This is a genomic window from Rhodococcus globerulus NBRC 14531 (assembly GCF_001894805.1).
GTDB lineage: Bacteria > Actinomycetota > Actinomycetes > Mycobacteriales > Mycobacteriaceae > Rhodococcus_F > Rhodococcus_F globerula.
Window position 1 is genome coordinate 1,184,821 of sequence record NZ_BCWX01000001.1, and the last position, 23,936, is coordinate 1,208,756.

At 62.1% G+C, this 23,936-nt stretch carries 21 protein-coding genes and 1 riboswitch; of the genes, 14 read left to right on the forward strand and 7 right to left on the reverse strand.

The features are described 5' to 3' along the window. Positions 1-29: 29 nt before the first annotated feature. Positions 30-2,150, reverse strand: coding sequence for an MMPL family transporter (locus RG2_RS05200; protein ID WP_033231303.1), 2,121 nt, complete (start codon positions 2,148-2,150; stop codon positions 30-32). Positions 2,151-2,287: 137 nt separating this feature from the next. Continuing rightward, positions 2,288-2,788 carry a hypothetical protein gene (locus tag RG2_RS05205; RefSeq protein ID WP_033231302.1) on the reverse strand — a complete coding sequence of 167 codons (501 nt, stop codon included), beginning with the start codon at positions 2,786-2,788 and terminating at the stop codon, positions 2,288-2,290. Between the two features lie 158 nt (positions 2,789-2,946). Continuing rightward, positions 2,947-3,074: riboswitch (cobalamin riboswitch) on the forward strand. 175 nt (positions 3,075-3,249) lie between these two features. Between RG2_RS05205 and RG2_RS05210 the strand changes: the two genes are divergently transcribed. The 9 genes from RG2_RS05210 (at position 3,250) to RG2_RS05250 (ending at position 17,023) form a co-directional block, all read left to right on the forward strand. Continuing rightward, positions 3,250-4,203: an ABC transporter substrate-binding protein gene (locus tag RG2_RS05210; RefSeq protein ID WP_051730245.1), complete on the forward strand. Its 954-nt coding sequence runs from the start codon at positions 3,250-3,252 to the stop codon at positions 4,201-4,203. After that, positions 4,200-5,240 carry a FecCD family ABC transporter permease gene (locus tag RG2_RS05215; RefSeq protein ID WP_033231300.1) on the forward strand — a complete coding sequence of 347 codons (1,041 nt, stop codon included), beginning with the start codon at positions 4,200-4,202 and terminating at the stop codon, positions 5,238-5,240. Before RG2_RS05210 ends, RG2_RS05215 begins: the two co-directional genes overlap by 4 nt. Then, the gene (locus RG2_RS05220) at positions 5,237-6,004 is read left to right on the forward strand and encodes an ABC transporter ATP-binding protein (protein WP_033231299.1); all 768 of its coding nucleotides are present in this window, start codon (positions 5,237-5,239) and stop codon (positions 6,002-6,004) included. The genes RG2_RS05215 and RG2_RS05220 overlap by 4 nt, the downstream gene beginning before the upstream one ends. Then, positions 6,001-6,771, forward strand: coding sequence for a (2Fe-2S)-binding protein (locus RG2_RS05225; RefSeq protein WP_033231298.1), 771 nt, complete (start codon positions 6,001-6,003; stop codon positions 6,769-6,771). The genes RG2_RS05220 and RG2_RS05225 overlap by 4 nt, the downstream gene beginning before the upstream one ends. A 120-nt stretch (positions 6,772-6,891) precedes the next feature. Beyond that, the gene (locus tag RG2_RS05230) at positions 6,892-10,179 is read left to right on the forward strand and encodes an error-prone DNA polymerase (protein ID WP_033231531.1); all 3,288 of its coding nucleotides are present in this window, start codon (positions 6,892-6,894) and stop codon (positions 10,177-10,179) included. Between the two features lie 47 nt (positions 10,180-10,226). After that, positions 10,227-10,412: a hypothetical protein gene (locus tag RG2_RS05235; RefSeq protein WP_033231297.1), complete on the forward strand. Its 186-nt coding sequence runs from the start codon at positions 10,227-10,229 to the stop codon at positions 10,410-10,412. A gap of 550 nt (positions 10,413-10,962) precedes the next feature. Beyond that, complete coding sequence (locus tag RG2_RS05240; RefSeq protein WP_072782321.1) at positions 10,963-15,054, forward strand: Pls/PosA family non-ribosomal peptide synthetase; 4,092 nt, start codon at positions 10,963-10,965, stop codon at positions 15,052-15,054. Then, positions 15,051-15,791: a BPL-N domain-containing protein gene (locus RG2_RS05245; RefSeq protein WP_080711574.1), complete on the forward strand. Its 741-nt coding sequence runs from the start codon at positions 15,051-15,053 to the stop codon at positions 15,789-15,791. The genes RG2_RS05240 and RG2_RS05245 overlap by 4 nt, the downstream gene beginning before the upstream one ends. Further along, the gene (locus tag RG2_RS05250; RefSeq protein ID WP_051730214.1) at positions 15,788-17,023 is read left to right on the forward strand and encodes a heparan-alpha-glucosaminide N-acetyltransferase domain-containing protein; all 1,236 of its coding nucleotides are present in this window, start codon (positions 15,788-15,790) and stop codon (positions 17,021-17,023) included. Before RG2_RS05245 ends, RG2_RS05250 begins: the two co-directional genes overlap by 4 nt. On the opposite strand, the gene RG2_RS05255 is transcribed toward RG2_RS05250, so the two are convergent. Next, positions 16,980-17,756: a BPL-N domain-containing protein gene (locus tag RG2_RS05255; protein ID WP_072782323.1), complete on the reverse strand. Its 777-nt coding sequence runs from the start codon at positions 17,754-17,756 to the stop codon at positions 16,980-16,982. The two genes, RG2_RS05250 and RG2_RS05255, sit on opposite strands and share 44 nt — an antisense overlap. A gap of 167 nt (positions 17,757-17,923) precedes the next feature. Between RG2_RS05255 and RG2_RS05260 the strand changes: the two genes are divergently transcribed. After that, complete coding sequence (locus RG2_RS05260; RefSeq protein WP_033231296.1) at positions 17,924-18,235, forward strand: rhodanese-like domain-containing protein; 312 nt, start codon at positions 17,924-17,926, stop codon at positions 18,233-18,235. Here RG2_RS05260 and RG2_RS05265 read toward each other — a convergent pair. Further along, positions 18,232-19,317: a TDT family transporter gene (locus tag RG2_RS05265; protein ID WP_033231526.1), complete on the reverse strand. Its 1,086-nt coding sequence runs from the start codon at positions 19,315-19,317 to the stop codon at positions 18,232-18,234. The genes RG2_RS05260 and RG2_RS05265 overlap by 4 nt on opposite strands. A gap of 91 nt (positions 19,318-19,408) precedes the next feature. Between RG2_RS05265 and RG2_RS05270 the strand changes: the two genes are divergently transcribed. Next, positions 19,409-20,320 (forward strand): LysR family transcriptional regulator, encoded by a 912-nt coding sequence (locus tag RG2_RS05270; RefSeq protein ID WP_033231295.1) that lies wholly within the window; start codon positions 19,409-19,411, stop codon positions 20,318-20,320. Positions 20,321-20,323: 3 nt separating this feature from the next. Here RG2_RS05270 and RG2_RS05275 read toward each other — a convergent pair whose 3' ends face one another. After that, positions 20,324-20,788: a tRNA (cytidine(34)-2'-O)-methyltransferase gene (locus RG2_RS05275; protein WP_033231525.1), complete on the reverse strand. Its 465-nt coding sequence runs from the start codon at positions 20,786-20,788 to the stop codon at positions 20,324-20,326. A 118-nt stretch (positions 20,789-20,906) separates the two neighbouring features. Between RG2_RS05275 and RG2_RS05280 the strand changes: the two genes are divergently transcribed. Both RG2_RS05280 and RG2_RS05285 read left to right on the forward strand, forming a co-directional pair. Further along, positions 20,907-21,557: an excalibur calcium-binding domain-containing protein gene (locus tag RG2_RS05280; RefSeq protein ID WP_033231294.1), complete on the forward strand. Its 651-nt coding sequence runs from the start codon at positions 20,907-20,909 to the stop codon at positions 21,555-21,557. A 45-nt stretch (positions 21,558-21,602) separates the two neighbouring features. After that, positions 21,603-22,211, forward strand: coding sequence for a pentapeptide repeat-containing protein (locus RG2_RS05285; RefSeq protein WP_033231293.1), 609 nt, complete (start codon positions 21,603-21,605; stop codon positions 22,209-22,211). Between the two features lie 23 nt (positions 22,212-22,234). Here RG2_RS05285 and RG2_RS05290 read toward each other — a convergent pair whose 3' ends face one another. Together RG2_RS05290 and RG2_RS05295 are read right to left on the reverse strand one after the other, a co-directional pair. Next, the gene (locus tag RG2_RS05290) at positions 22,235-22,510 is read right to left on the reverse strand and encodes a DUF1905 domain-containing protein (protein WP_033231292.1); all 276 of its coding nucleotides are present in this window, start codon (positions 22,508-22,510) and stop codon (positions 22,235-22,237) included. A 22-nt stretch (positions 22,511-22,532) separates the two neighbouring features. Continuing rightward, on the reverse strand, positions 22,533-23,012 hold the full coding sequence (locus RG2_RS05295; protein WP_033231291.1) for a GNAT family N-acetyltransferase: 480 nt from the start codon (positions 23,010-23,012) through the stop codon (positions 22,533-22,535). A gap of 64 nt (positions 23,013-23,076) precedes the next feature. Between RG2_RS05295 and RG2_RS05300 the strand changes: the two genes are divergently transcribed. Further along, on the forward strand, positions 23,077-23,934 hold the full coding sequence (locus RG2_RS05300; RefSeq protein ID WP_172936014.1) for a bifunctional methylenetetrahydrofolate dehydrogenase/methenyltetrahydrofolate cyclohydrolase: 858 nt from the start codon (positions 23,077-23,079) through the stop codon (positions 23,932-23,934). Positions 23,935-23,936: the final 2 nt, after the last annotated feature.

Sequence of the window (23,936 nt, forward strand, 5' to 3'; positions counted from 1 at the left end):
CTACCCGATCGGGGAAAACCAGGAGCGGGTCAGTGCCCGATGCCGACCTTCGCGTGGATTTTCTTCATCCACTCCGGCGCCCACCAGTTTGCTTCGCCCATGAGCTTCACCAGGGACGGAACGAGGAGCATGCGGATGATGGTCGCGTCGACGATCAGTGCCACGATCATGCCGACTCCGAGGAACTTCATTACTCCAAGACCTGACATGGCAAAAGCGCCCGTCACGACGATGAGGAGGAGTGCCGCGGCCGTCACGATGCGGCCCGTTCGCTCGGTGCCGAACTTGACGGCCTCTTCCGTTGTCGCGCCGTCGTTCTTCGCTTCGACCATGCGTGACATGAGGAAAACCTCGTAGTCGGTGGACAGTCCGAAGACAACGGCCAGGATCAGGACAACAAATGTTGCTTCGAGCGGTGTCTGGCTGACACCGAGAAGTTCGACGCCGTGGCCCTCCTGGAAGACGAAGGTGAGGACGCCGAAGGTGGTTGCCAAGCTCAAGGCAGCCATCAGCACAGCCTTGATGGGCAACACAATTGATCCGAAGGCGAGGAACAGCAGAATCAGGGTCGAACCGACCATGATCAGAATCATGACCGGCAACCAGTGCAGGACAGCGTTGTTGCCGTCGTCGACGGTGGCTTGCCCGCCGCCGACCAATAATTCGGCGCCGTCGGGCGCAGGTATCTCGCGTAGGTCGGTGACAGCGTCACTTTGGGACTGCGGCGTGGATCCTTCGCTGTAGAACGCTTGGATTGCGATCAGCGAGTTGGTGCTCGCGACGACGGTTGCCTGCGCGATGCCTTCGACTTGGCTTGCGGCTTCGGCTACTGCCGTGCCTTCGGCAGGGTTGAGCACGGTATCGCCCTCTGCCTGCAGTATCAGTGTCGCGCCGTTCCCGGTTTGGGGAAATTCGTTGACCAGCGTGTCCATTGCAGTACGAGCGGGGTCGTCGGTGGGCAATGCGGTGTACGAGAGTTCGCCGAGTCGTGCGCCCAGCAGCGGCGACGCCAGTACGAGAAGCAGGGTGACAATCGTGATCGATACGGCAACAGGTCGTTTCATCACCCACGTGACGACGCGACCCCAGAACCTGCGTGAACGTTCTTCTCCGCGTTGGGCTGCGCCCTTGCGCCACGTCAACGAGTTGATGCGGTGGCCCAGAATGGCAAGCAAAGCGGGTACCGCGGTCAGCGACAGTACTGCCGCGCTCAGCACGGCGGCGATGGCGCCGAACCCGAGTGACCGAATCACAGCTTGTGGGAACACGAGCATGCCGCTGAACGCGCAGATCAGCAGCAGCCCCGAGAACATCACGGTACGACCGGCCGTCAGGACGGTGCGGGTGGCTGCGGCACCCGGTTCGGAACCGGAGTTCAGCTCCTCGCGGTATCGCCCGACGACAAACAATCCGTAGTCGATGGCAAGGCCGAGCCCCAGCAGTGAGGCCACGTTGATCGAGAACGAACTGACCTCGGTGACCGACGTCAGAACTCGCAGTACGGCCAAGGCGCTCAGCACGCTCAAAACTCCGACAAAAACCGGTACGGCTGCAGCGACAAGACCGCCGAAGATGAAGACCAACAACACGAGGGTGATCGGGATGGCTATGGCCTCCGCGACAACAAGATCCTTCTCCAGCGTGGTGTTGAAGGCGACACCGACTACCGTGTTTCCAGCGAATTGTGCTTGCGCGCCTTCCACTTCGAGCGTGGGGAGCAGATCGGAAAATGTGGCGGAGGTGACTCCGGAATCCGGTGCCAAGGTGATGGCAACCGCGCCCATCGTTCCGTCGTTGGAGACCAGATTTGCCTTGGTCGCGGCGTCGGCTGTCCAATACGACTTCACCGAGGCTGTCGGGACGTTGGCCGTGAATTCGTCGACGGTGGCTGTCACCGCCGGGCCGATGTCGTCGAGACTTCGGCCGTCGGTCGGTGTGTAGATCGCAATGATGTCCGCGGTTTGCGGTCCGAGGTTTTCCTCGACGATTGCTGCGACCTTCGCGGAGTCGCTACCCGGGTCGACAAACCCGCCTTGGCTGAGCTTTCCGAATACTCCGAGACCCCACACGCCACTGATCAGCACGATGAGAACTGCGAGCGAGAGCACCCACCATTTTCGGGAAACGACGGTTTGGGCCCAGCGTGTCATTGATCAACTCCGGTGAAATTTTCGGACATGGCCGTACCGACTGTATCGGTGGGGAGGGATTCTGGGCATGACACACCGTTGCCGCTGAACGTATGTCACGTTCAGCGGCAACATCGGCTAATACCTGGTGCGTGGAGTCAGCGATTGTCCTTCTTGGCCTGACGCCGTGCACCGGCGGCGATACTGGACGCTTCGAACTTCTTCTTGCCCGGAGAACTACGAGTTTCGTCGACCCGAGCCTTGCCCGCGGACGCGACCTTTCCGTTACCCGTGTCGATGTCGCTGAAGGACGGTGCGTCCTTGCGAGCGCGACCCAGCCGCTCGTCCTTGAGCTCTCGGGCGCTCTGGCGCGAGACCGCTGCCAGCCGGCGGCTCACTCTGCTGAGCGCGTCTTCGAAAACTTCTGCTTTGCCGGCGTTGCGCGCATTTGCCGACTTACCGGATCCGCGTCCCTTCTTCTCGGCCACTTTTGCCGAACCCGCACGTCGGTACAACTTCGTGTACTTGTTGCGGGCTCGACGAATGCGCGTGTGCAGGGCGATCAGTTCGTCTTCGTCGAGTTCGGCAATCTGATCCTTTTTGGTCTCGAGGATCAACACGTATTCGTCCTCGGAAAGGGAATTCAGAATCTTTTTCACGTCTATTCCGATCTGTCCAGAGTTTCCGAATTTCGGTGGTACCGCATGCTAATCCTTTTTCGAGGTCCGTGGCGGAATACCGTGCTCTGGAGAGAGTCCGGAATGTACGTGGCGAGGCCGCCTGCGATTCGGTTCGGATGTGTCAGGCATACTGCTGGAAGCACTTGCAAGCCATGCGTGTGGGGGAAGCCGGTCCAATTCCGGCGCTGACCCGCAACGGTAGGTTCATTCTCGAATCATCGAGAATGAATGAGCCCGAATGCCCGCCGCGTGGTGTGCGACATCCATTCGTCGTGGTCTACGAACCGGAAGTCCAGCGAGAGCACTGCCCGCGGATTCCCTATACGTGGTGGGTGTTCTCCCAGGATTCTCATTCGTGGCTCTGAGCCCTTTTGCGAGGTCCCGTGTCACTCAAGATTTCCCCCACCCGCGCCGTTGTCGTGTTGATCGCGACTGCGTTGATGGCCGCCGGTTGTTCGAAAGGTGAGGCAACCGAAAACTCCGCGTCGACGGAGTCGTTCGCTCAGCCGGTCAGCATCACCAATTGCGACCGTGAACTGGTCTTCGATTCACCGCCGCAGAGAATTGTGTCCTTGAACGGCCATGTCACCGAAGCACTTATCGAGATCGGCGCGGGTGACCGCATTGTCGGACGGGCATACAGCGACAACCCGCCCACCGCGGAGACCGCCGAACAGTTCAACAAGATCCCCAGTCTGTCCGACACGTTCCCGAGTGCCGAGCAGATTCTTGACGTGGATCCCGACTTCGTTGTCGGCGGTATGACCAGCGCATTCAACGAGAAGCAGGGAAGATCACGCGACGCGTTTGCCGAGAAAGGGATCAATACCTTCCTCTTCTCGGAATACTGCGGCACCGGTTTCCCCGATATCGGGCTGCTCGAGAACGACTACGCCCAACTCGGCCGGGTCTTGGGAGTCGAGGATTCCGCACGCGCCGTAGCCGAACAGATCAGCTCTGGCCTTGACGCAGTCCGCGCGTCGATCGGCGATGCCGCGCCGGTATCCGCGTTCTTCTACGACAGCGGTGAGGATGTTCCGACCACGATCGGTGGCGTCGGCGTCGGGCAACTGGTTGCCGAGTACTCCGGCGTGACAAACATCTTCTCCGAAGGCGCCAAGCCCTACATCGATGCAAGCTGGGAGGCTGTTGCCGAGCGTGCGCCCCAGGCGATCGTCGTCATCGACTACGGAGACAAGACAGCGGATCAGAAGATCGACTTCCTGCGGTCGCAGCCGTTGATGGCAACCACTCCGGCCGTCGCGCAGAACCGATTTGTCGTGGTGCCTCTTGCCGATCTCTTCGAGAGTTCCCGTTTGGTGCGCTCGGCACAGACCATTGCGAGCGCTTTCCATCCGAGTGCTGTTACTGCAGGCACTGACCCGGCGAAGTGACACTTTCACGTTCCGGTTACGGCGCTCTGCTGGCCGGACTGCTGGTAGCCCTGGCAGCCATGCTGGGGTTGGCGGTGTCGTTCGGGTCGGTGCGCATTCCCGTCGGTGACGTGTGGGCGATAGTCGGAGCACGCTTGGCGCCAGGGACTTTCGAGACGTGGTGGACAGCGGCGCGGGAGTCGATAGTGATCGACTCCCGCCTGCCGCGCGCCCTCACCGCTGCCGTGGTGGGTGCGTCGTTGGCGCTCTCAGGTGCGGTGGCGCAGGCGGTCACCCGCAATCCTCTGGCCGATCCGTACCTTCTCGGCGTGTCGTCCGGCGCGGGCTTCATGGTGGTGCTGGTTTCCGTGCTGGGTATCGGTGTTGGTGTCCTGGGCGTTTTCACGATTCCCGTCGCGGCCTTTGTCGGCGCGATGATCCCGCTGTTCCTCGCCCTGGTGATCGGTGGCAGATACCCTCAGCCCACGGCGATCATCCTGGTGGGAGTTGCTCTGGCCCAGATCTTCTCGGCGCTCATCACGTTCTGCATTCTGGTTCTGGCCGACGATCGGCACGTGACGTCCGTGATGCACTGGATAGCAGGCGGATTCGGCGATTCGAGATGGTCGACGCTGATCTTCCCGACCGTCGCGCTTGTTGTCGTCGGAGTCGCGTTGCTGCTCAGCGCGCGTTGGATGGACGTCCTGCAGACCGGCGACGACGGCGCCGCAGCCTTGGGTATGAACGTGCGACGCTTCCGCGTGTTGTCACTGCTTGCGGTGTCCGTCCTGGCCGGCGCTGCGGTGAGCGTCGCAGGCGGCATCGGTTTCATCGGATTGCTGATTCCGCACCTTGCGGGATTTGTGGTGGGTACCAGAGCAATCCGTCTGCTTCCCGCCGCCGCATTGCTGGGCGCAGTGGCGATGGTGGCTGCTGACACGGTGGCACGCTCGGTGTCGGAATCGACAGAGCTCCCGGTTGGTGTGATCACTGCCTTGGTGGGAGCGCCGATATTCGTCTGGATGCTCTACCGGCAGTACAGGAGGTTGGAGCAGTGATTCTCGAACTCGTCGACACGCGGGCCCGTCTGGGAAGTCGTGAGGTGTTGCACGGCATAGGTTTCCAGGCTTCCGCAGGTGAGATTCTCGGTTTGGTCGGTCCCAACGGTAGTGGCAAGACGACGGCGCTGCGTTGCTGTTACAACGCGCTGACTCCCAGTGGTGGTGCGGTGCTGATCGATCGGGTGGACGCGACGGCATTGTCGCGCAGGGAGATTGCCCGAACCGTCTCGGCCAGCGTTCAGGAACCAGCGGTGTCCGGTGGGCTTTCGGTGCGTGAATCCGTTGCTCTCGGACGCACACCGCACCGAAATTGGCTGGACCGCACGACGGAGCGAGACGGCAACATCGTGGATCGGTGCATTGCACAGGTCGGTCTCGAGGCACTGGCCGGTAGGGACGTCGCGACGCTCTCCGGTGGTGAGCGTCAGCGCGTGTCCATTGCCCGGGCGCTGGCGCAGCAACCGAAGATCCTGTTGTTGGACGAGCCGACCAATCATCTGGATCTGCGGCATCAGCTGATCGTGATGGAGCTGCTCACGGAGTTGGCGTCGCAGGGGTTGGCCGTCGTGGTCACGATGCATGATCTTCGCCTGGCCGTCGAATATTGCGATCGACTGGCGGTGCTCGAGGCGGGAAACTTGCGGGCGTGTGGGCCCACCGCTGCGGTGCTGGAAGAATCGTTGCTGGCCGAGGTATTCGGGATCAAGGCCCGCGTGGAGCACGGGGTGCGTCCGCGGATGGAGATTGTGGGGCTGGCGTGAATGACGAGATAGGCGCGATCTACGCGCGGATGGCGGCGGCGGTTCCGTTTTTCGAAAGCCTCGACGCTTATCCGGCGACCATCCCGGCCGAGGTGATGACGGACCCGGACTGGATGGCAGCGCGCGTCGCGGATACGGCAAAGCGGTGGGGAAGTGACGAGAGCCGGGTCAACGGCACTTTGTGGTGGTATTCGGCCAGTTCCACGTTGACCGGTATCCCGCTCGGAACGGGATTGGTCACCGGTTTTGCCGCCGATCCGTCGCTGTCCGGGGCCCGGATTTTCCTGCGTGACGACGGCTATCTCGGGGGATTTGTTGCTGCTTCTCTCATCCCGATCACTGTCGGTGTTGACGAGTTGGCTCGGGCGATGCACGAGGCATTGACGCCTGTCATCGAGGTGCTGGCCGAGGTGTCCGGAGTGCGCGCGAAGGCGTTGTGGGCGATCACCACCGATTCCATTGCCAACCGCGCGCTCGATGCGGCAGGCGTACGCCGTGAGCGCGGAAGTGCCTGCGCTGCTGGATTGATCGATGCCCTCCGTAGTGCGGGCGCGCCCATTCCGCGGCCTCGTTTTGTGGATGTGAACGCGGGGGCGAACGCCGCGCGAGTGGCGAATCCGTTGACATCGGTGCCGGCGGGTCGACGACGGTTCACCCAGCGTGCGTCGTGTTGCCTGATCTACGAGGTGCCAGGCGAAGCCAAGTGCACCAGTTGCCCCAAGCGTGCGCCCGAGGATCGTGTGGGGTTGCTTGCCGCTCTTGTTTGACGGATGGCGGGTGAGCTGCCAAACTTGGAGGCATCGAACATAAGTTCGATGCACGATGCGTCTTCCCTCCCAGCATCGCGACTGTTCGCAAAGGCACTGTTCGCAAGCGGTGAGGCAAGTATGGGCTGGGGTAATGGACCGCCGACGTGGTCCGAGATGGAACGAGTTCTGTCGGGACGCGCCGGCCGAGTCGAGCACGAAGATCTGTTTCCCGGCGACGGAAACGACAGCCCGGCATGGTCACGCAAGCGTGGGGAGTACACCGCCGGTGAACTCGCTCGCGGCAACAGCACCGTGCCGTATGCCGAACTTCACGCCCATTCTGCGTTCAGTTTTCTCGACGGCGCCTCACCTCCGGAAGAGTTGGTGGAGGAAGCCGTCCGACTGGGCCTGGAAGCTATTGCCGTCACCGATCACGACGGTTTCTACGGAGTGGTGCGGTTTGCCGAGGCTGCTCGAGAATGGGGAATGCGGACGGTGTTCGGGGCGGAGTTGTCCTTGGACTCCACACCGCGAGTGGGGGCGGCCGATCCCGGTGGGACGCACCTGTTGGTTCTCGCGCGCGGGCAGGAAGGCTATCGCCGGCTCTCCCGTGAGATCGCGGCAGCTCACCTGGCCGGTGGTGAGAAAGGGAAGTTGCAGTACAACTTCGACACCTTGACCGAAGCTGCGGGTGGGCACTGGCAGATCCTGACCGGGTGTCGGAAAGGTCATGTGCGGCAAGCTCTCACCGCCGGCGGGAAAAGCAGCGCCGCTGCGGCTTTACGGGATCTGGTCGAGCGTTTCGGTGCCGACCGGGTGGCGGTGGAGCTCACCCATCACGGGTTGCCGGAGGACGACGAGCGCAATGCTGTTCTGGCACAGCTTGCCGCCGAACAGGGATTGCGAACCGTGGCGACCACGGCGGCGCATTTTGCGGCGCCCCCGCGTCGCCGGTTGGCCATGGCGATGGCTGCGGTTCGCTCCCGGCAGAGTCTGGACGACGCCGCCGGATGGTTGGCTCCGACGGGTGGGGCGCACTTGCGTTCGGGTGAGGAAATGGCGTCGTTGTTCTCGCTCTACCCGGAGGCGGTCAGCGGAGCTGCCGAACTGGCCCGTGAGTGCGCTTTCGATCTGAGGCTCATCGCCCCCAAACTGCCGCCGTTCGACGTACCGCCTGGCCGCACCGAGGCGTCGTGGTTGCGTGAGCTCACGATGGCGGGGGCGTTGGATCGTTACGGGCCGCCAGAGGGTGCGGAGAAGGCGTATCGACAACTCGAACACGAGCTGGCCGTCATCACGTCCTTGGACTTCCCCGGGTATTTCCTCGTTGTCCACGACATAGTTTCGTTCTGCAAGAACAACGACATCCTCTGTCAGGGAAGAGGTTCCGCGGCAAACTCGGCGGTGTGCTACGCCATCGGCATCACCAACGTCGACCCGGTTCGTAACGAGCTCTTGTTCGAGAGATTCCTCGCACCCGAGCGCGACGGTCCGCCGGACATCGACGTGGACATCGAATCCGACCGCCGCGAAGAGGCAATCCAGCACGTGTACACCAAGTACGGCCGCGAGTATGCCGCACAGGTGGCCAACGTCATCACCTATCGAGGGAAATCGTCGGTGCGGGATATGGCTCGGGCACTGGGCTTTTCGCAAGGACAGCAAGACGCGTGGAGTAAGCAGGTCGGACGGTGGGGCGGCATCGACAAGAACGCCGAGACGGATATACCGCGCCCGGTGCTGGAACTGGCCGCACAGATCGAGGGGTTTCCCCGGCACCTCGGTATCCACTCCGGCGGCATGGTCATCTGCGACCGCCCGATTGCCGACGTCTGCCCGGTGGAGTGGGCGCGCATGGCCAATCGCAGTGTCCTGCAGTGGGACAAAGACGACTGCGCTGCCGCAGGTCTGGTCAAATTCGACCTCTTGGGCCTGGGAATGCTCTCGGCCCTGCACTACATGATGGATCTGGTAGCCGAGCACAAAGGCGTCACCGTTGATCTGGCGCAGTTGGATCTGCAGGAAACTGCGGTGTACGAGATGCTCCAGCGGGCAGATTCCGTGGGAGTGTTCCAGGTGGAATCGCGTGCGCAGATGGCGACGCTGCCGCGTCTCAAACCGCGGAACTTCTACGATCTGGTCGTCGAGGTTGCCCTTATCCGGCCCGGTCCGATCCAAGGTGGGTCGGTGCACCCTTACATTCGTCGGCGCAACAAACTCGAACCCGTCACCTATGATCATCCCTCGCTCGAAAAGTCCCTGAAGCGCACACTCGGTGTTCCGTTGTTTCAGGAACAGTTGATGCAGATGGCCGTCGACGTCGCGGGATTCACGCCGTCCGAGGCAGACCAACTGCGTCGAGCCATGGGGTCGAAGCGTTCCACCGAGAAGATGGAACAACTGCGAGCGCGGTTGTATCAGGGAATGCGCGACCTTCACGGAATCGATGACGCAGTTGCCGACCGTATCTACGAGAAGTTGTACGCCTTTGCCAATTTCGGTTTCCCGGAAAGTCATTCGCAGAGTTTTGCCGCACTCGTCTTCTACTCGTCGTGGTTCAAACTGCATCATCCGGCAGCGTTCTGCGCCGGACTGCTCCGGGCTCAACCGATGGGGTTCTATTCACCGCAATCGCTTGTCGCCGACGCCCGCAGGCACGGGGTGCGAGTGCACGGTGCGGACGTCAACGTCAGTCTGGCGCATGCCACCGTCGAAGCGGCGGGGCTCGAAGTGCGATTGGGGTTGGGCGACGTGCGCAGTATCGGTGACGCACTGGCCGAGAAGATCGTAGAACAGCGCACTCTCGGCGGGCGGTTCACGTCATTTCTCGATCTGACCGGAAGAGTGGAACTCACGACGGCACAAGCGGAATCGCTGGCGACGGCCGGTGCGCTCGGTAGTTTCGGAATTTCGCGAAGAGAAGCGTTATGGGCTGCGGGCGCTGCAGCGGGGGAGCGCCCTGATCGACTACCCGGGATGGGGGCATCGGTCACTGCCCCCACCTTGCCCGGTATGAGCGACGTCGAACTGGCGGCGGCCGACGTGTGGGCTACCGGAGTATCTCCCGACACTTATCCGACGCAGTTCCTCCGCCCGCAACTCGACGCACTTGGCGTGGTCCCGGCGTCCGGGCTGCTCGACGTTGCGGACGGTGATCGAGTGTTGGTCGGGGGAGCGGTCACCCACCGTCAACGCCCGGCAACCGCGGGGGGTGTTACGTTCATCAACCTCGAAGACGAAACCGGGATGGTCAACGTGGTGTGTTCGGTGGGGTTGTGGGCCAAGTACCGAAAGCTGGCCAATACGGCGCCGGCGCTCCTCATCCGGGGGAGAGTGCAAAACGCAGAAGGCGCTGTGACCGTCGTGGCAGACCGGATGCAGCGCATGGACCTCCGTGTCACGGCGAAGTCTCGGGATTACTGCTGACAGCGCAAACGATTAGCGTATCCAGCGCATGTTTGGCAATTTAGTTGATGAAATTCACCCCCGATATCACCCTTTTGGTGATTGGCGTCGACGTGGTGTCATTCACCCCCGGTTTCATCCTTTCTTTCTCATTCTTTGCCTTGTTGTTCGAGTATCTTTTCGGTGTCCATGGACTCGTCGAGGCAACTGTGGGCGTCCGTCGGGAAATTTTCGTCGCAGCGCGCGCATGGTGAGGTTTCGGGCTTCCCGCTAGGGACCTTCGGCGATGGTCGACCGTTCGCGGTGGTGTGGTGCAGCGTGGTGTGCGGGTAAGTGGTCTTCGACCGAAATGCGGTTTAGCTGGTCTTTTAAGCGAAAATGCAGGACAACCCGGCGGCGAATATCAGTCCGATGGGCAGGCCGGAGTTGATACAGAAGTGAGTGTCGCCCAAAAAATGGGACGAAAGTCACATTGGCGGCAAATGGTCCTAAATCGGGCATGGGAGGAGACGATTCCTCTGGCAGTTGTCTGCGAGTTACCCGTGAATCTGCTGGCAGTGGGTATTTCTTGATAGCGCGTCGATTTGTGCGGAAAAGAAATACGGCACTCTTGGATTCTAAACTTCTGGAATCGAGCAATTTTCGCGCTGGTTTTTTTAATAGGAACGACGTAGCGTCCATCCGTGCAATCAATCAGCTAGTTGAGTAGTGAAGTACAGGCAAGTGAAGTACAGGGCCGGGTTCCGGACTGGGGAAGCCGGAACACGGTGCGAAGGGGCGGGATTCATCCCGCGGAGGGAAATCATGTCGGAACACAAGGGCCTGTGGGCTGACGCCTGGTCCGGGTTGGGGACCACGCACGGCGCTCGGCCTATGGTTCGGCCTACACGGCCTCGCCGCCTGAATCACGTCTTCGAAGCAAGTGCGGACTCGGTTCCGGGCGCGATCGCGCTCGAGTGCGATGGATTTGCGATCACCTACCGCCAACTCGAAGACCGATCGAATCAGTTGGCGCACATGTTGATCGGTGAGGGTATCGGGGTTGGCTCACGCGTTGCGATCTTCCTGAACCGCTCGGTAGATACCTACGTAAGCCTATTGGGCGTGCTCAAAGCCGGCGCCACCTTTGTGCCGATCGATCCAGGTGCACCGTCCGATCGGGTTGCGTACGTGGTCGAAGACGCCGGAGTTCAGCTTGTGCTGACCTCTACAGAGTTGGAGCCGAACGCCGAGGAATGCAACGTTGCGCGGCTCACCCTCGACACGAACGTGGCGGTGTTGAACTTCCAGCCGCAGCATCGGCCCGTCCTGGACCTTGCGTCGGACCCTGACCCGGCCTGCTACATCCTGTACACGTCTGGTTCGAGTGGTCGACCCAAAGGCGTCGAAGTTGCCCAGTCGAGTATCTGCAACTTTCTCGACGTGGTTCCCGACGTCTACGATGTTCGGCCGAATGATCGTGTCTACCAGGGTATGACGATTTCCTTCGACTTCTCGATCGAGGAAATCTGGCCCACCTGGGCCCGCGGCGCAACCATCGTCGCCGGACCGACGGACAGTCGGCGACTTGGCGGCGAGTTGGCGGATTTCCTCGAAGAACGCGCCATTACGACGCTGTACTGCGTACCGACTCTGCTCGCCACGATCCCGCGCGATCTGCCCAAGATTCGAAATCTGCTGGTCGGCGGTGAAGCGTGCCCGCGTGAGCTGGTGGAACGGTGGGCGCGTCCGGGCCGCAAGATCCTCAACACGTACGGGCCCACCGAGGCAACGGTCACTGCAACGTGGGGTGAACTCCTGCCAGGTCGGACGGTGACGATCGGTCGCCCACTCCCGACGTACTCCGTCGTCATTCTCGACGAAGCTCGCGGGCTGGTACCCCACGGTGAGGTGGGCGAAATCTGCATCGGCGGACGCGGTGTTGCGCGTGGTTATGTCGGACGCCCCGACCTGACCGCCGACAAATTCATCGATCACTTTTCCGTGCCGGCGGGCCAGAAGCTCTACCGGACCGGCGATCTCGGACGCTGGACGTCCGACGGTGAGATCGAATATCTGGGCCGCGCCGACGCCGAGGTCAAGATTCGTGGTCACCGAGTTGATCTCGGTGAGATCGAAAGTGTTCTCCTGGAACACCCGTCGGTGTCGGAGGCCGTAGTGGCGCTGGTCGCCGCGTCGGAAAACGAGACGCCGTCGGAACTGTGCGCGTACATGGTGCTGGTCGACCCGATCGAGGACGAGTACCTGGTCGGGGAACTCGCGAAGGCTGTGTCGCAACGACTTCCGGCGTACATGGCGCCGGCGTTTGTCGACTTCATCCCCGCATTGCCCGTGATGCCCAGCGGCAAAGTAGATCGATCGAAGCTCCCGGAACCGACCCGGCGACGTTTCTCGGCTCCGACAGGCCCGGTAGTCGAACCCCGGAACGAGCAGGAAGTAGCGGTTCGCGATATTTGGGCGCGGGCGTTCGGCATACCCGCAGACGAGATGTCGGTCGAAGCGAACTTCTTCGAAGATCTTGGTGGCCATTCGCTGCTGGCAGCAACGGTTATCTCTGCCCTGCGCGAAAGTGGCATCGGCGCAACTCCCTCGATCCGAGATCTGTACAGCCATCCCACTGTTCGCTCGATCACGCACGCGCTGGCAGCAGTGGGCTCCCAGCATCCGATTGCCCCGAATGTTGCTGTCAAACACACGGATACGGAAGTGGCTCGCGCCGGGGGCATCCAGTTGGCAGTGATCTATGTGTTCCTGCTGATCACGACGCTTCCCGTCTCGTACGTCTACACGAAGAACGACGGTTTTGTGTCGGTGCCGGTTCTGTTCGAGATGTTGGCAGCCATCATGCTCACGTATCTCTGCGTGCGCTGGTTCCTGCCGGTCATCAGTGCGCGCCCACTTGCCGCAGGAATCAAGCCTGGGCGATACAAACTGTGGGGTCCGACGTATCTGCGGCTGTGGACACTAGACCTGCTCCTCGCGGTCGGTGCTTTGCCCGTGGTCAGCGGATCGCCGTTGATGTCGATCTATCTCCGCATTCTCGGTGCGCGCGTCGGGCATCGCACTACCATCGCGACGTCCTCGATCTCGTTGCCGACACTGGTCGAGATCGGTGACGGGGCGTCGATCGGTTACGGCGCGACCATCCGGCCGTGGCGCGTCGAATCCGGTTCGGTGACGGTGGGGAAGATCGTCATCGAATCAGGTGCATTTGTCGGTGCAAACGTGGTGCTCGAACCTGGATCGACCGTCGGGGTGCGCGCCGCACTCGGTGATCAGTCGCTGCTTCCGTCCGGGCACATCGTGCCGCAGGAGGCCAGGTGGGCAGGATCGCCGGCAGTGCCGACCGAGTTCTTGGATCCGGCGGTCGAAACCATGATGCGAGCCGAAAGTGTCCGTGCCCGTTGGAAAGTGCGTCATATCCTGGCAGCACTCGCCGGTCTGACGGCACTCGAAGTGGGTGCCATCGCCCTGATGGTTCCCGGTATCGCACTGGTCTGGGGCGCCCTCCTGGCTTGGGGTGTTTTGGCGGGACTGGTGGCGACGTTGTTTACCGGACCGATTTTCGTGATCACTGTCTGTGTTTTTGTTGCAGTGAACAAACGACTCGTTCTTCGCAACGCGCCTGCCGGAATGCATCCTGTTCGCTCGGGTCTTGGTATCCGCAAGTGGATGGTCGACAAGTTGCTCGAGTTCAGTTTGCTGTTCACGAACTCGCTGTACGCAACGCTGTACACCGCGCCGTGGTTGCGGTTGCTCGGGGCGGACATCGGTCGCGGAGCAGAAGTCTCCACCGTGTCGCATATCGACCCGGACATGCTCACCGTCGGCAAGGACAGCTTCATCGCCGACATGGCCAGCGTGGGAAGTGCGAGCTTCGCAAACGGCCGGATCATGTTCCAGCCCACTCGAATCGGCGAACGCACCTTCATCGGTAATGCCGCGGTTATCCCGTCGGGTATGGAGATCGGCGACAATGCGTTGATCGGTGTCGCGACGGTGCCGCCTGTGAACGGTGTTCCGGAAGGCACGTCGTGGCTCGGTTCGCCCGCTATCTACCTGCCGAACCGTCAGGACAGCGGAGATTACGACGACGCGCTCATCTATACGCCGCCGCAGGATGTAGTGCGTGACCGCTACGTGATCGAGTTCTTTCGCGCCACCTTGCCACCCACAGTTCTCGGCGTGAGCTTCTACCTCTATCTGTTGGTCTTGTCCTCCTTGGCATTCGGGCGAGCACTTCCCGTTCCGGCCCTCGTTGCGCCGCTGGTCGCGATGGCGTCGAGCCTTGCGGTGATCGGATTCTGCGCGGCGGTGAAGCGAAATACTGTGGGTCGCTACGAACCTCGGGTTGAGCCGCTGTGGAGTAAGTTCGTCCGACGGTCCGAATTTGCGACCGGGCTCTACGAAAGTGCTGCCGTCCCGATTGGCGTCGGGATGCTGGTCGGTACCCCGTTCCTGCCGATGGTGCTGCGCTGGTTCGGCACGACAATCGGCAAGCGAGTGTGGTTCGGAACCACCTATCTCACCGAATTCGATCTCGTCCACGTCGGCGACGACGCCACTATCGGAACCGAGTCGTCGCTGCAGACACACCTGTTCGAGGACCGTGTCATGAAGATGTCCACGATCACCATCGGCGATGGCGCCAGCATCGGGACACGATCGATCATCCTCTACGACACGGTTGTCGGCGAGGAAGCCTCACTCAGTCCGCTGTCGTTGCTCATGAAGGGCGAAGAGCTTCCGGCGCGGACGAGTTGGCGCGGAATTCCCGCTGAGGGGATTCGCGCCGACGACAGCTCGACTGTTCTCCTCGAGAAAGCTGTCCTCGAGAAAGCTGTCACCGACCAAGCTGTCACCGACATCGTCGTCGCGCAAGGAGTGTCCGCATGAAATGGGTATCGCTGTCTCAGAACAAGACCCGTCGAAGCACGACCTACAGCACGCGGCCGCACCCGCGGGCGCTCGTGTACCGCGGCCCCGCGTCGTTACCGGGGTGCCCGGAAGCCGTCGCAGATCTGTTGTCGTCGAGCGCCTGGAACTTCGACGTGCGCTTCGTCGGACCGGACGAGGAGTTGCAGATCGACGATTCCACGCTCCATTCGGCGGCGCTGTACGCACAACCCGGCGGCGGTGACCTGGACAGGGCGTTCACGCACCTGCGCCGCCATGTTCCGGCGATTCAGCAATTCGTCCGATCCGGTGGACGGTACTTGGGATTCTGCCTCGGTGGTTACCTCGCGGGCCGCAGCCCCGGGTTCGAACTGTTTCCCGGTGATGCAGACCAGTACGTCGCGTTGCAGAACGCCGAAGTGCACGACACAAAAGGTGCTGTACTCGAGGTGGATTGGAGCGGCCAGATCGAGGAAATGTACTTCCAGGACGGACCGTACTTCTCACTCGACCGGCATTACCGGGATTACTACGATTCCGAGGCAGCGATTCTCGCGCGGTATCAGAACGGAAGTATCGCGGCTTTGAAGATCGACTACGGCAAAGGTCGGGTCGGGGTAGTCGGGCCGCATCCTGAAGCCGACGAATCCTGGTATCAGGGTGACGGTTTGCGGGCACCCGAGCACCTCGCCACCGACCTGGGGTACCGCTTGATCAACGCAGTGATGACCCGATGACAGCCAGTCCGCTCGCGCCGACGGAGCAGATCCCGGTAGTGGAAAAACAGCGACTTCTCGGGATCGACGCCGCCCGCGGTATTGCCCTGCTTGGCATGATGGCCGTCCACTCACTGATCGCCGTGAGCGACGACGGATCGCCCACGCTGTCCTACGGCATTTCGGCAGGGCGATCGTCTGCGTTGTTCGCAGTCCTGGCCGGTGTGGGAATTGCCTTCACGACCGGGCGCGCGCGGGTGGAACGCGGTGATCGCGGTGCCACAGCAGCGTCACTGGCAGCGCGTGCAGCGGTGGTCGGCGTCATCGGATTGATCATGGGATACACGCACGCGGAGCTCGCCGTGGTGATCCTGCCGTACTACGCGATCCTTTTCCTTATCGCTATTCCGCTTGTCTTCTTGCCTACCCGTGCAGTTGCAGCGCTCGGCCTGCTGATCGCACTTGTCGTGCCGGCCGTCATCGAATTTTTCGGGACATCGCTCCCCGCACCGAGCTTGGACAACCCGACGTTGGTCGGCATTATCGAGAATCCACTCGGATGGACCGTCGAACTGCTGTTGAACGGGGAGTTCCCGGCTCTTCCGTGGACTGCGTACATCTGTGCCGGTATCGTCATCGGCCGGTTGAAGCTGACATCTGCGAACGTGGCCGGTTGCTTGTTGGTGTTCGGCGCTGCACTTGCAGTCGGCACGCGAATTCTGTCCGAGGTCTTGATCTTTCATCTCGGCGGGCTGGAACACCTCATGGCGGGCAGCGAATTGTCGCGCGAGGAAATTCTCGACATCATCGCCTACGGCGCCGACGGTTCGGTGTTCGGTTCGACGTGGTGGTGGCTTGCCGTCGACGGCCCGCACAGCAGTACGCCGTTGGACCTGTTGGGGACGATAGGGTCGTCAATGGCCGTGATCGGGGCGATGCTGTTTCTCGGCCACCTGGCGGGGACAAAACTGGATACGTTGGTCAAGGTCGTGATGGTGCCCTTGGCTGCCGCCGGATCGATGACCTTGACGCTGTATGTGCTTCACATCTGGTTCATCAATTCGAACTACGACACGTACGGCGCGTGGACGGGGTACATCCTGCAGGTTCTGGCCGCTTTTGCCATCGGACTTTTTGTGAAGTTGACTACCGGGCGTGGACCGTTGGAAGCGTTTGTGACGATGGTGGCAAATCGAAGCAAGCGGGCTGTTACGGAGAGGGCGTCCACAACTGCTCCGGCGCACCACGCCTGACCGTGTCGACGAGGTCGTGGCCCAGGTCGAATCGGATTCCGTCCGGATTGGTGAGACCGCGTGTGTACCAGGACCGCTCGGCTTCCGGGTGTGGTCCGACAACGCCGACGCGTCCGAGGCCGAAGTCGCTGACCACGGCTGCGATCTTCCCGTTGCGGTAGCGCGCCAAGACCTCCACCGGGGCATCCTCGCGCAGTACGAAGATAGGGCCGTCCTGGAAGAACATCGTGCGTTCCTCCTCGCGCCAGGTGACGTTCACGATCGTGTTTCCTGTTGTGTCGATCTCGGACTTGCGGGACGAGATATATCGAGCGGTGTCTCCCGGCAGCAGTCCGAAACCCGGTGTGGCCCCGGCCAAGTAGCCGCCAAGGCAGAAGCCGAGATAGTGTCCGCCGGTTCGGACCCACTCCCGGATCGACTCCGCATGTTGTTCCATGTGGACCCATGCCGCCGTAAGTTCCCCGCCGCCGGGTTGTGCATAGAGCGATGCACTCGCCAACGCTGCTGTCGTCAACGGAACATCTTCGTCCGGACCGCAGAACGTCACGTCGTACGGATCGGACGAGGATTCGAGTAACCGACCAACCGCCTCGGGACAACCGGGTGATGATGCCGGCCCGCGGTAGACCAAGGCGCGCCGGGGACGGATTCGGGTGGAATCGGCTGACGCGACAACAGTTCCGCCGATGGTGACCAGCGCAGCAGCCGAGACGAGGAAGGTGCGGCGATTCATCGCGTGATCAGTTCAGCTTCGCCCGGCAATCATGGGTTCACTTTATCGAACTCGTGGTTCGGCCAGGTCGTCGCGTCCGCTGCCGGAGGCACCCGCGTACCGTTACGGCAGAGCTAGGTTACCGAGGAAAGCCGGCAACGGCCGATACGAGAGTAGGACTGCGCACAATGTTGGAAGTCGATATCACTGCACTGGAAGCGGCACTGGCGACAGGTGAGCCGTTGATCGATGTGCGGGAGGCAGACGAGTTCGCCCAGGTGCGTGTCCCCGGTGCCGTACTGATCCCGATGAGCGAGTTCGTCTCGCGCATGGGCGAGATCCCCGATGCCGAGACGGTGTACGTGATCTGCGCAGTCGGTGGCCGCAGTCTCCAGGTTGCCGAGTACCTCCAGGGCCGCGGCATCAACGCTGTTTCCGTACGTGGCGGAACGATGGAGTGGCACCAGTCCGGGCGCGAGGTCGAAACCGGAGCCGTCTAAGCGGGCGCGGGCAACGCTCCGCTACGGATGGAGTTCACGGTGCGCGCTGCCACTGTGGCCCAGATCGGGATGAGCGCAAGCAGCAGCGCAGCGGCAACCGCGAGGATCAGTTGTGAACCGGTGGCGATACCAAAAGCGTTGGCGCCGACGGCACAGGCCCCGATCGGGAAGGTGAAGCTCCACCAGCCGAGCGAGAACGACAACCCGCCTCGCAGGGCTCGGATCGTGACTGTCGTGACGGCGATGAACGCCACCACGCCGAGTGCGCCGACTACGGTGCCGTACACAAGCCCGAAGGTGTGCAGGGCGTCGGCGGTGTCTGCGGCGACGGCGTGGCGCGCTGCGTCGGCCAGGAGATTGGCGGCGCCGATCGACTGGCCGATCACGCCGAGCGGGATCCACAGTGACGGAATGGCATTGAACGGAATTGCGTCGACGCCGCGAGCACGGTTGTCGGCGAACTGCCGAGCGACGGCTGTGGCGATGATCAGTGCGGCCGAGAGCGCCAGCGCGAACATCACGTAACAGAACACGAGAACCGACGTGCGGAGTGCACCTTCAGTCAGGTGTGTTGTCACCGCCGCTCCTGTCGTCGCGGAAACCATCGGCGGTACGACGGGCATGAGCCAGAACGGCATGGCCGTCGCCATGCCGGCGTCGCGGACCAGACGGACCATCATGACGACATAAGTGCACAAGCCCAGGGTTGTGCCCAGCACCCAGAGAGTTATCGAGATTGTCACCGCCGCGCTGTGGCCGAGATAGTTGGCGCCCGTGACGCCGGTCGCGGACCCGACTGTCACCAGGGCCATTGCCACCGCGCCGTAGAACGGGAACATCGCGGGGCTACGGAGGTAGGCGAGTGCGAGATCGCGGTGGGTGATCCAATGCGCGGCAAACGCGCCGATCAAAGCGATCAGGATGGCTGCGGCGAGGAACCAGAAGAGATCCGCCACCACGTGTAGTGCCGCGACCTCATTTTGGAGAGACGCCGCTGCCACCGACACGATTCCCGTTCCCATCGCCGCCGCAAACCAGTTCGGGGTGATGTGGGCAAATGCGGACGGGGTAGCGGTGCTCATGCATTCCAGTGTGTCGGTGTCGGGTTTGCCGACGGTAGATGGCCTGTTGTTGAATGCCCACAAATGGCGCTTGTGGGTCTAATCTGAACGCATGTCGCTGTCCCCGCGAGTCCCGGAACTCAGCGCCCTCGACGTCCTTCTGTCTGTGGGCCGCCTGGGAAGCATGGGCGCTGCAGGTCGGGAGCACGGACTGAGTCAACAGGCGGTCAGCGCCCGGGTTCGATCGGTTGAACGCCAACTCGGGATCAAAGTCTTCGATCGTGCCGCAACCGGTGTTCGCCCGACGGCTGAAGGTGGGCTGATTCTCGAATGGGCCAGTCACATACTTGTCACCGCGGAAGAGATGGCGTCCGGTGTTGCGGCGCTGCGCGGCGAACGTGACGCGGCTGTCACGGTTGCGGCAAGTATGACCATTGCCGAGTACCTCGTGCCGGGGTGGACGGTAGCCATGCGCCACAAGTTCCCCAGCGTCGTGGCCTCGGTCAGCCTCCACAATTCTTCCGATGTCTCGGCGCAGGTTCAGGCCGGCCGAGCCGACATCGGTTTTGTCGAAGGTCCGGACGTGCCGAGCTCACTCGCGTCCTGTGAAGTGGCGCGTGACCATCTTGTTGTTGTTGTGCCGCCAAACCACGAATGGGCTAACGGCGCTCCCGTTCCGGTGGAGGAGTTGGCCCGCACACCGCTCATTCAACGGGAATCGGGATCCGGGACTCGAATGACACTCGAAAACGCCGTACCTGATTGTGCGCCACCACTTCTCGAGCTAACGTCGTGCACTGCCGTCAAGGCTGCTGTCGTTGCGGGCAACGCGCCGGCCGTGTTGTCGTCCTTGGCGGTTGCCGCTGATCTCACCGACGGCCGATTGGTTGCCGTCACCGTCGAAGGTCTGCGGATGCCCCGCAGATTGCAGGCAGTCTGGGATCCGGTGCGAGGATTGCGCGGCGCGGCGCGGGATTTCCTCGACATCGCGCTCGGTTCCAACACTGCTGTTCACTCGCGCTGAGGCTCAGACAGCACCCTTGAATCCGTGTTGACGCCACGCTTCATAGGTGACCAACGCCGCTGCGTTGGAGAGATTGAGTGAGCGTCGGCCGGGGAGCATCGGGATACGCAGACGCTCGGTGATGTGCTCGTCAGCCAGGACTTCCTCGGACAAACCCGTCGGTTCGGGACCGAAGAGCAGAACGTCGCCGGGTTCGTACGCGATATCGGTATACGGGACGGTTGCATGTGCGGTGAAGGCAAACACCCGTGCCGGGGTTACGGCCTCCCACGCTGCAGTTAGGTTCTCGTGGACAGTCACGGTCGCCAAGTCGTGGTAGTCCAACCCCGCTCGCTTGAGCTTCGGTTCGGACAGGTCGAACCCGAGTGGGCCCACCAGGTGTAGTTCACAACCGGTTCCCGCGACCATGCGGATCGCGTTACCGGTATTGGGTGGAATGCGGGGCTCGTGGAACATGACTCGGAACACCACAAAACCCTACCGCGCATGCCATTGGCGGCCGCGATGTCGGGGTTTTTCCCATTCAGTTACCAAACTGCAAAGTTTGTGGGAATCTGATTGCCGCATTCTTCTCAGAACGGACAAAATGAACACTCCTGCCGGTTGGAATCCCGACCCCTTCGATCCGACGATCGACCGCTACTGGGACGGCCAGCAGTGGACGGCTCAAACCCGTCCCAAAATTGTCGACGCCCCGACGCAGGTGTTCGGAGCACCAGGCTCGCCGCGGCAGGATCCCACCGCACCGGACGATCAGAAACGCCGCAAGTGGCCGTGGATCGCGGGCGTTGCCGCAGCCGGGGTTGCGGTAATCGGAATTGCGGCAGGGACGGGAGGCTCCGAAGAGTCGAAGACCCCGGCGGCGACTTCCTCGACGACAGTGGCAGCGACAACTACGCAGGCAACGACAACGACCACAGTCAAGCCCACAACCACGACCGTCGCGCCGGCGACCACCACGACGGTGGCTCCGACTACGACGACAACACTCGCCATAGTCCCGTTAGTTCCGCAAGTAACCACAACGACCCAGTACGTTCCACCGCCTCCCGCCTACGTGCCGCCGAAGACGACTGAGCCCGCGTACATTCCGCCGCCGGTCAAGGTGCCTGATGCCGGGGTGTATTACGCGAACTGCTCAGCGGTAAAGGCTGCTGGTGCAGCGCCGATCTACCGCGGTGACCCGGGCTATTCCTCGAAGCTCGACCGTGACAACGACGGCGTGGCCTGCGAGTAGTAGGCGGTCGAGTTGCTGTCGGTAGTGCGGGGCAGTATGTAGGTCATGCCCCTCGAAGAATCCGACAACGTAGTCGGCGAAGACTATTCCGATGCTCGATTGCCGGGAAAGGTGTGGCGCCAGCGCACGTTCACCAATTGTGTGTTCCGTGACGCAGACCTGACTGGCATGACGACGGAATCGGTGGTCTTCGACAATTGTGACTTCACCGGCGCAGATCTGGGGGAGTCGGAGCACATCGGTAGCGCGTTCCGTTCGTGCAACTTCGCGCGGACCAGCCTGTGGCACAGCACTTTCCGAAACTGCACTTTGATGGGCTCGACGTTCGACGGATGTCGCATCCGGCCGTTGACGCTCGACGAGGTGGACTTCTCGCTCACCTCGTTGGGCGGCGCGGATCTGCGGAGGATCGACTTCACGTCATGCCGCTTCCGCGAAGCGAATCTCGTGCGCACGGATATGCGTGATGCGATTCTGGTATCGGCGGATCTGTCGGGCGCTCGTACCGGTGGACTCAAACTCGACGGCGCGGACCTGCGCGGCGCGCGCGTCGATCCGGGTCTGTGGACGTCTGCAGTCGTGGCAAACGCCAAGATCGAATTGATGCAGGCGGTGGCGTACGCGTCGGCGCACGGTTTGGTTGTCGACCTGTAGATGCAACCGGTCAACAGCGGGAGTTACCGCTCCAGGCGTTCCTCGAGCCGAACCGTCACGACGTCACCGACGTCCTTGCCGATAGCTGTGCGGATGTCGGCCTTGACCGGGAGCTTGTGAGTGCCGTCGCCCAAGGCCATGAACGAACTCTGAAACGGATGCCCGTCGATAGTTCCGCGCACCTTGACCAGTCCACGGGTACGGAAGTATTCGGCGGACTCCGGCCAGATCACGTATGTCCAGCCACCTTTCGCGTCACTTTTGCGCAGTGTGGCGGTGAATACCTTGTCCAAAAACATGGTGGCATGCCCTTTCGGTTGGTCAGCGAATGAACTCTCGGGCCAGCAGATCCATGAGCAGTCCGTCCTTCCACTCGCCGTGACGATCGCGTGAGTACTCGCGCATCACCCCGACGTCCCTGAACCCGACCGATCGATAACACGCGATTGCCGCCGTGTTCTCCACTTCCGGATCGATGATCAATCGGTGGAACTTCAGATCGTCGATCAGGTGCGCACACAGAACGCGTATCGCCTCACGACCGAATCCGCGGCCGTGGACAGCCGGATCGAGAAAGAGATCGAGACCGGCGTGGCGGAAGTCCGGGTTGTCGTCGTCGGCGTACCACTGAATGAATCCGATCAGGTTCCCGTCGTGGAAAATGCTGTAGCGAATGGTGCCGGGCTCCGGAGCGGCAGGCCAGTCGTCGGCTGGATTCTGCCACCATTCGGCCACATCGGGATGCAGATGGATGGCCCGCAGACGGGCATGATGATCGGCGGCGACGGGTGCAAGATCCACCCTCGGACCGCGTAGTTCCGGAGCCGTTGTCACGCATCGACCCTAACCTGGAACAATGGTCGCCGTGACTGCAACGATCCTGGACGGTAAAGCTACCCGCGACGAAATTTTCGAAGACCTGAAGGTGCGGGTGAACGCGCTGAAGGCAGCGGGTATCACGCCCGGACTTGGCACCATTCTCGTTGGTGACGACCCGGGATCCGCAGCGTACGTGCGCGGCAAGCACAACGACTGCGCCAAGGTCGGCATCAACTCCCTGCGCCGTGACCTGCCTGCCGACATCACACAGGAGCAGCTCAACGCCACAATCGACGAACTCAACGCCAATCCCGAGTGCACCGGATACATCGTGCAGTTGCCGCTGCCCAAGCACCTCGACGAGAACGCGGCGCTCGAGCGCATCGATCCCGACAAGGATGCCGACGGCTTGCACCCGGTGAACCTCGGCCGTCTGGTTCTCGGCAAGGAAGCTCCGCTGCCGTGTACGCCGCGCGGAATCCTGCACCTGCTTCGCCGCTACGAGGTGCCGATCGCCGGCGCTCACGTCGTTGTTGTCGGCCGCGGTGTCACCGTCGGCCGCCCTATCGGACTGTTGCTGACGCGTCGTAGCGAAAACGCCACCGTCACGCTGTGCCATACCGGTACCCGCGATCTGGCTGCTGAGGTTCGTCGTGCAGACATCGTCGTTGCGGCCGCCGGCGTTCCCGGACTCATCACCGCCGACATGGTCAAGCCGGGCGCTGCTGTGCTCGACGTCGGAGTCAGCCGCACCGACGACGGTTTGCGTGGTGACGTTGCTGCCGACGTCAACGACGTTGCGGGCTTCGTCTCGCCCAATCCCGGTGGAGTGGGCCCGCTGACCAGGGCGTTCCTGATCACCAACGTGGTGGAGCGCTCCGAGCGAGTTCTGGCCGGAGCCTGACG

Coding starts and splice junctions, on each gene's coding strand:
- RG2_RS05260 (WP_033231296.1), top strand. CDS start 17,924: ATGTTGGAAGTCGATATCACTGCACTGGAAGCGGCACTGGCGACAGGT.
- RG2_RS05245 (WP_080711574.1), top strand. CDS start 15,051: ATGAAATGGGTATCGCTGTCTCAGAACAAGACCCGTCGAAGCACGACC.
- RG2_RS05230 (WP_033231531.1), top strand. CDS start 6,892: ATGGGCTGGGGTAATGGACCGCCGACGTGGTCCGAGATGGAACGAGTT.
- RG2_RS05280 (WP_033231294.1), top strand. CDS start 20,907: ATGAACACTCCTGCCGGTTGGAATCCCGACCCCTTCGATCCGACGATC.
- RG2_RS05265 (WP_033231526.1), bottom strand. CDS start 19,317: ATGAGCACCGCTACCCCGTCCGCATTTGCCCACATCACCCCGAACTGG.
- RG2_RS05240 (WP_072782321.1), top strand. CDS start 10,963: ATGTCGGAACACAAGGGCCTGTGGGCTGACGCCTGGTCCGGGTTGGGG.
- RG2_RS05290 (WP_033231292.1), bottom strand. CDS start 22,510: ATGTTTTTGGACAAGGTATTCACCGCCACACTGCGCAAAAGTGACGCG.
- RG2_RS05210 (WP_051730245.1), top strand. CDS start 3,250: ATGGCCGCCGGTTGTTCGAAAGGTGAGGCAACCGAAAACTCCGCGTCG.
- RG2_RS05250 (WP_051730214.1), top strand. CDS start 15,788: ATGACAGCCAGTCCGCTCGCGCCGACGGAGCAGATCCCGGTAGTGGAA.
- RG2_RS05270 (WP_033231295.1), top strand. CDS start 19,409: ATGTCGCTGTCCCCGCGAGTCCCGGAACTCAGCGCCCTCGACGTCCTT.
- RG2_RS05235 (WP_033231297.1), top strand. CDS start 10,227: ATGAAATTCACCCCCGATATCACCCTTTTGGTGATTGGCGTCGACGTG.
- RG2_RS05200 (WP_033231303.1), bottom strand. CDS start 2,150: ATGACACGCTGGGCCCAAACCGTCGTTTCCCGAAAATGGTGGGTGCTC.
- RG2_RS05255 (WP_072782323.1), bottom strand. CDS start 17,756: ATGAATCGCCGCACCTTCCTCGTCTCGGCTGCTGCGCTGGTCACCATC.
- RG2_RS05285 (WP_033231293.1), top strand. CDS start 21,603: ATGCCCCTCGAAGAATCCGACAACGTAGTCGGCGAAGACTATTCCGAT.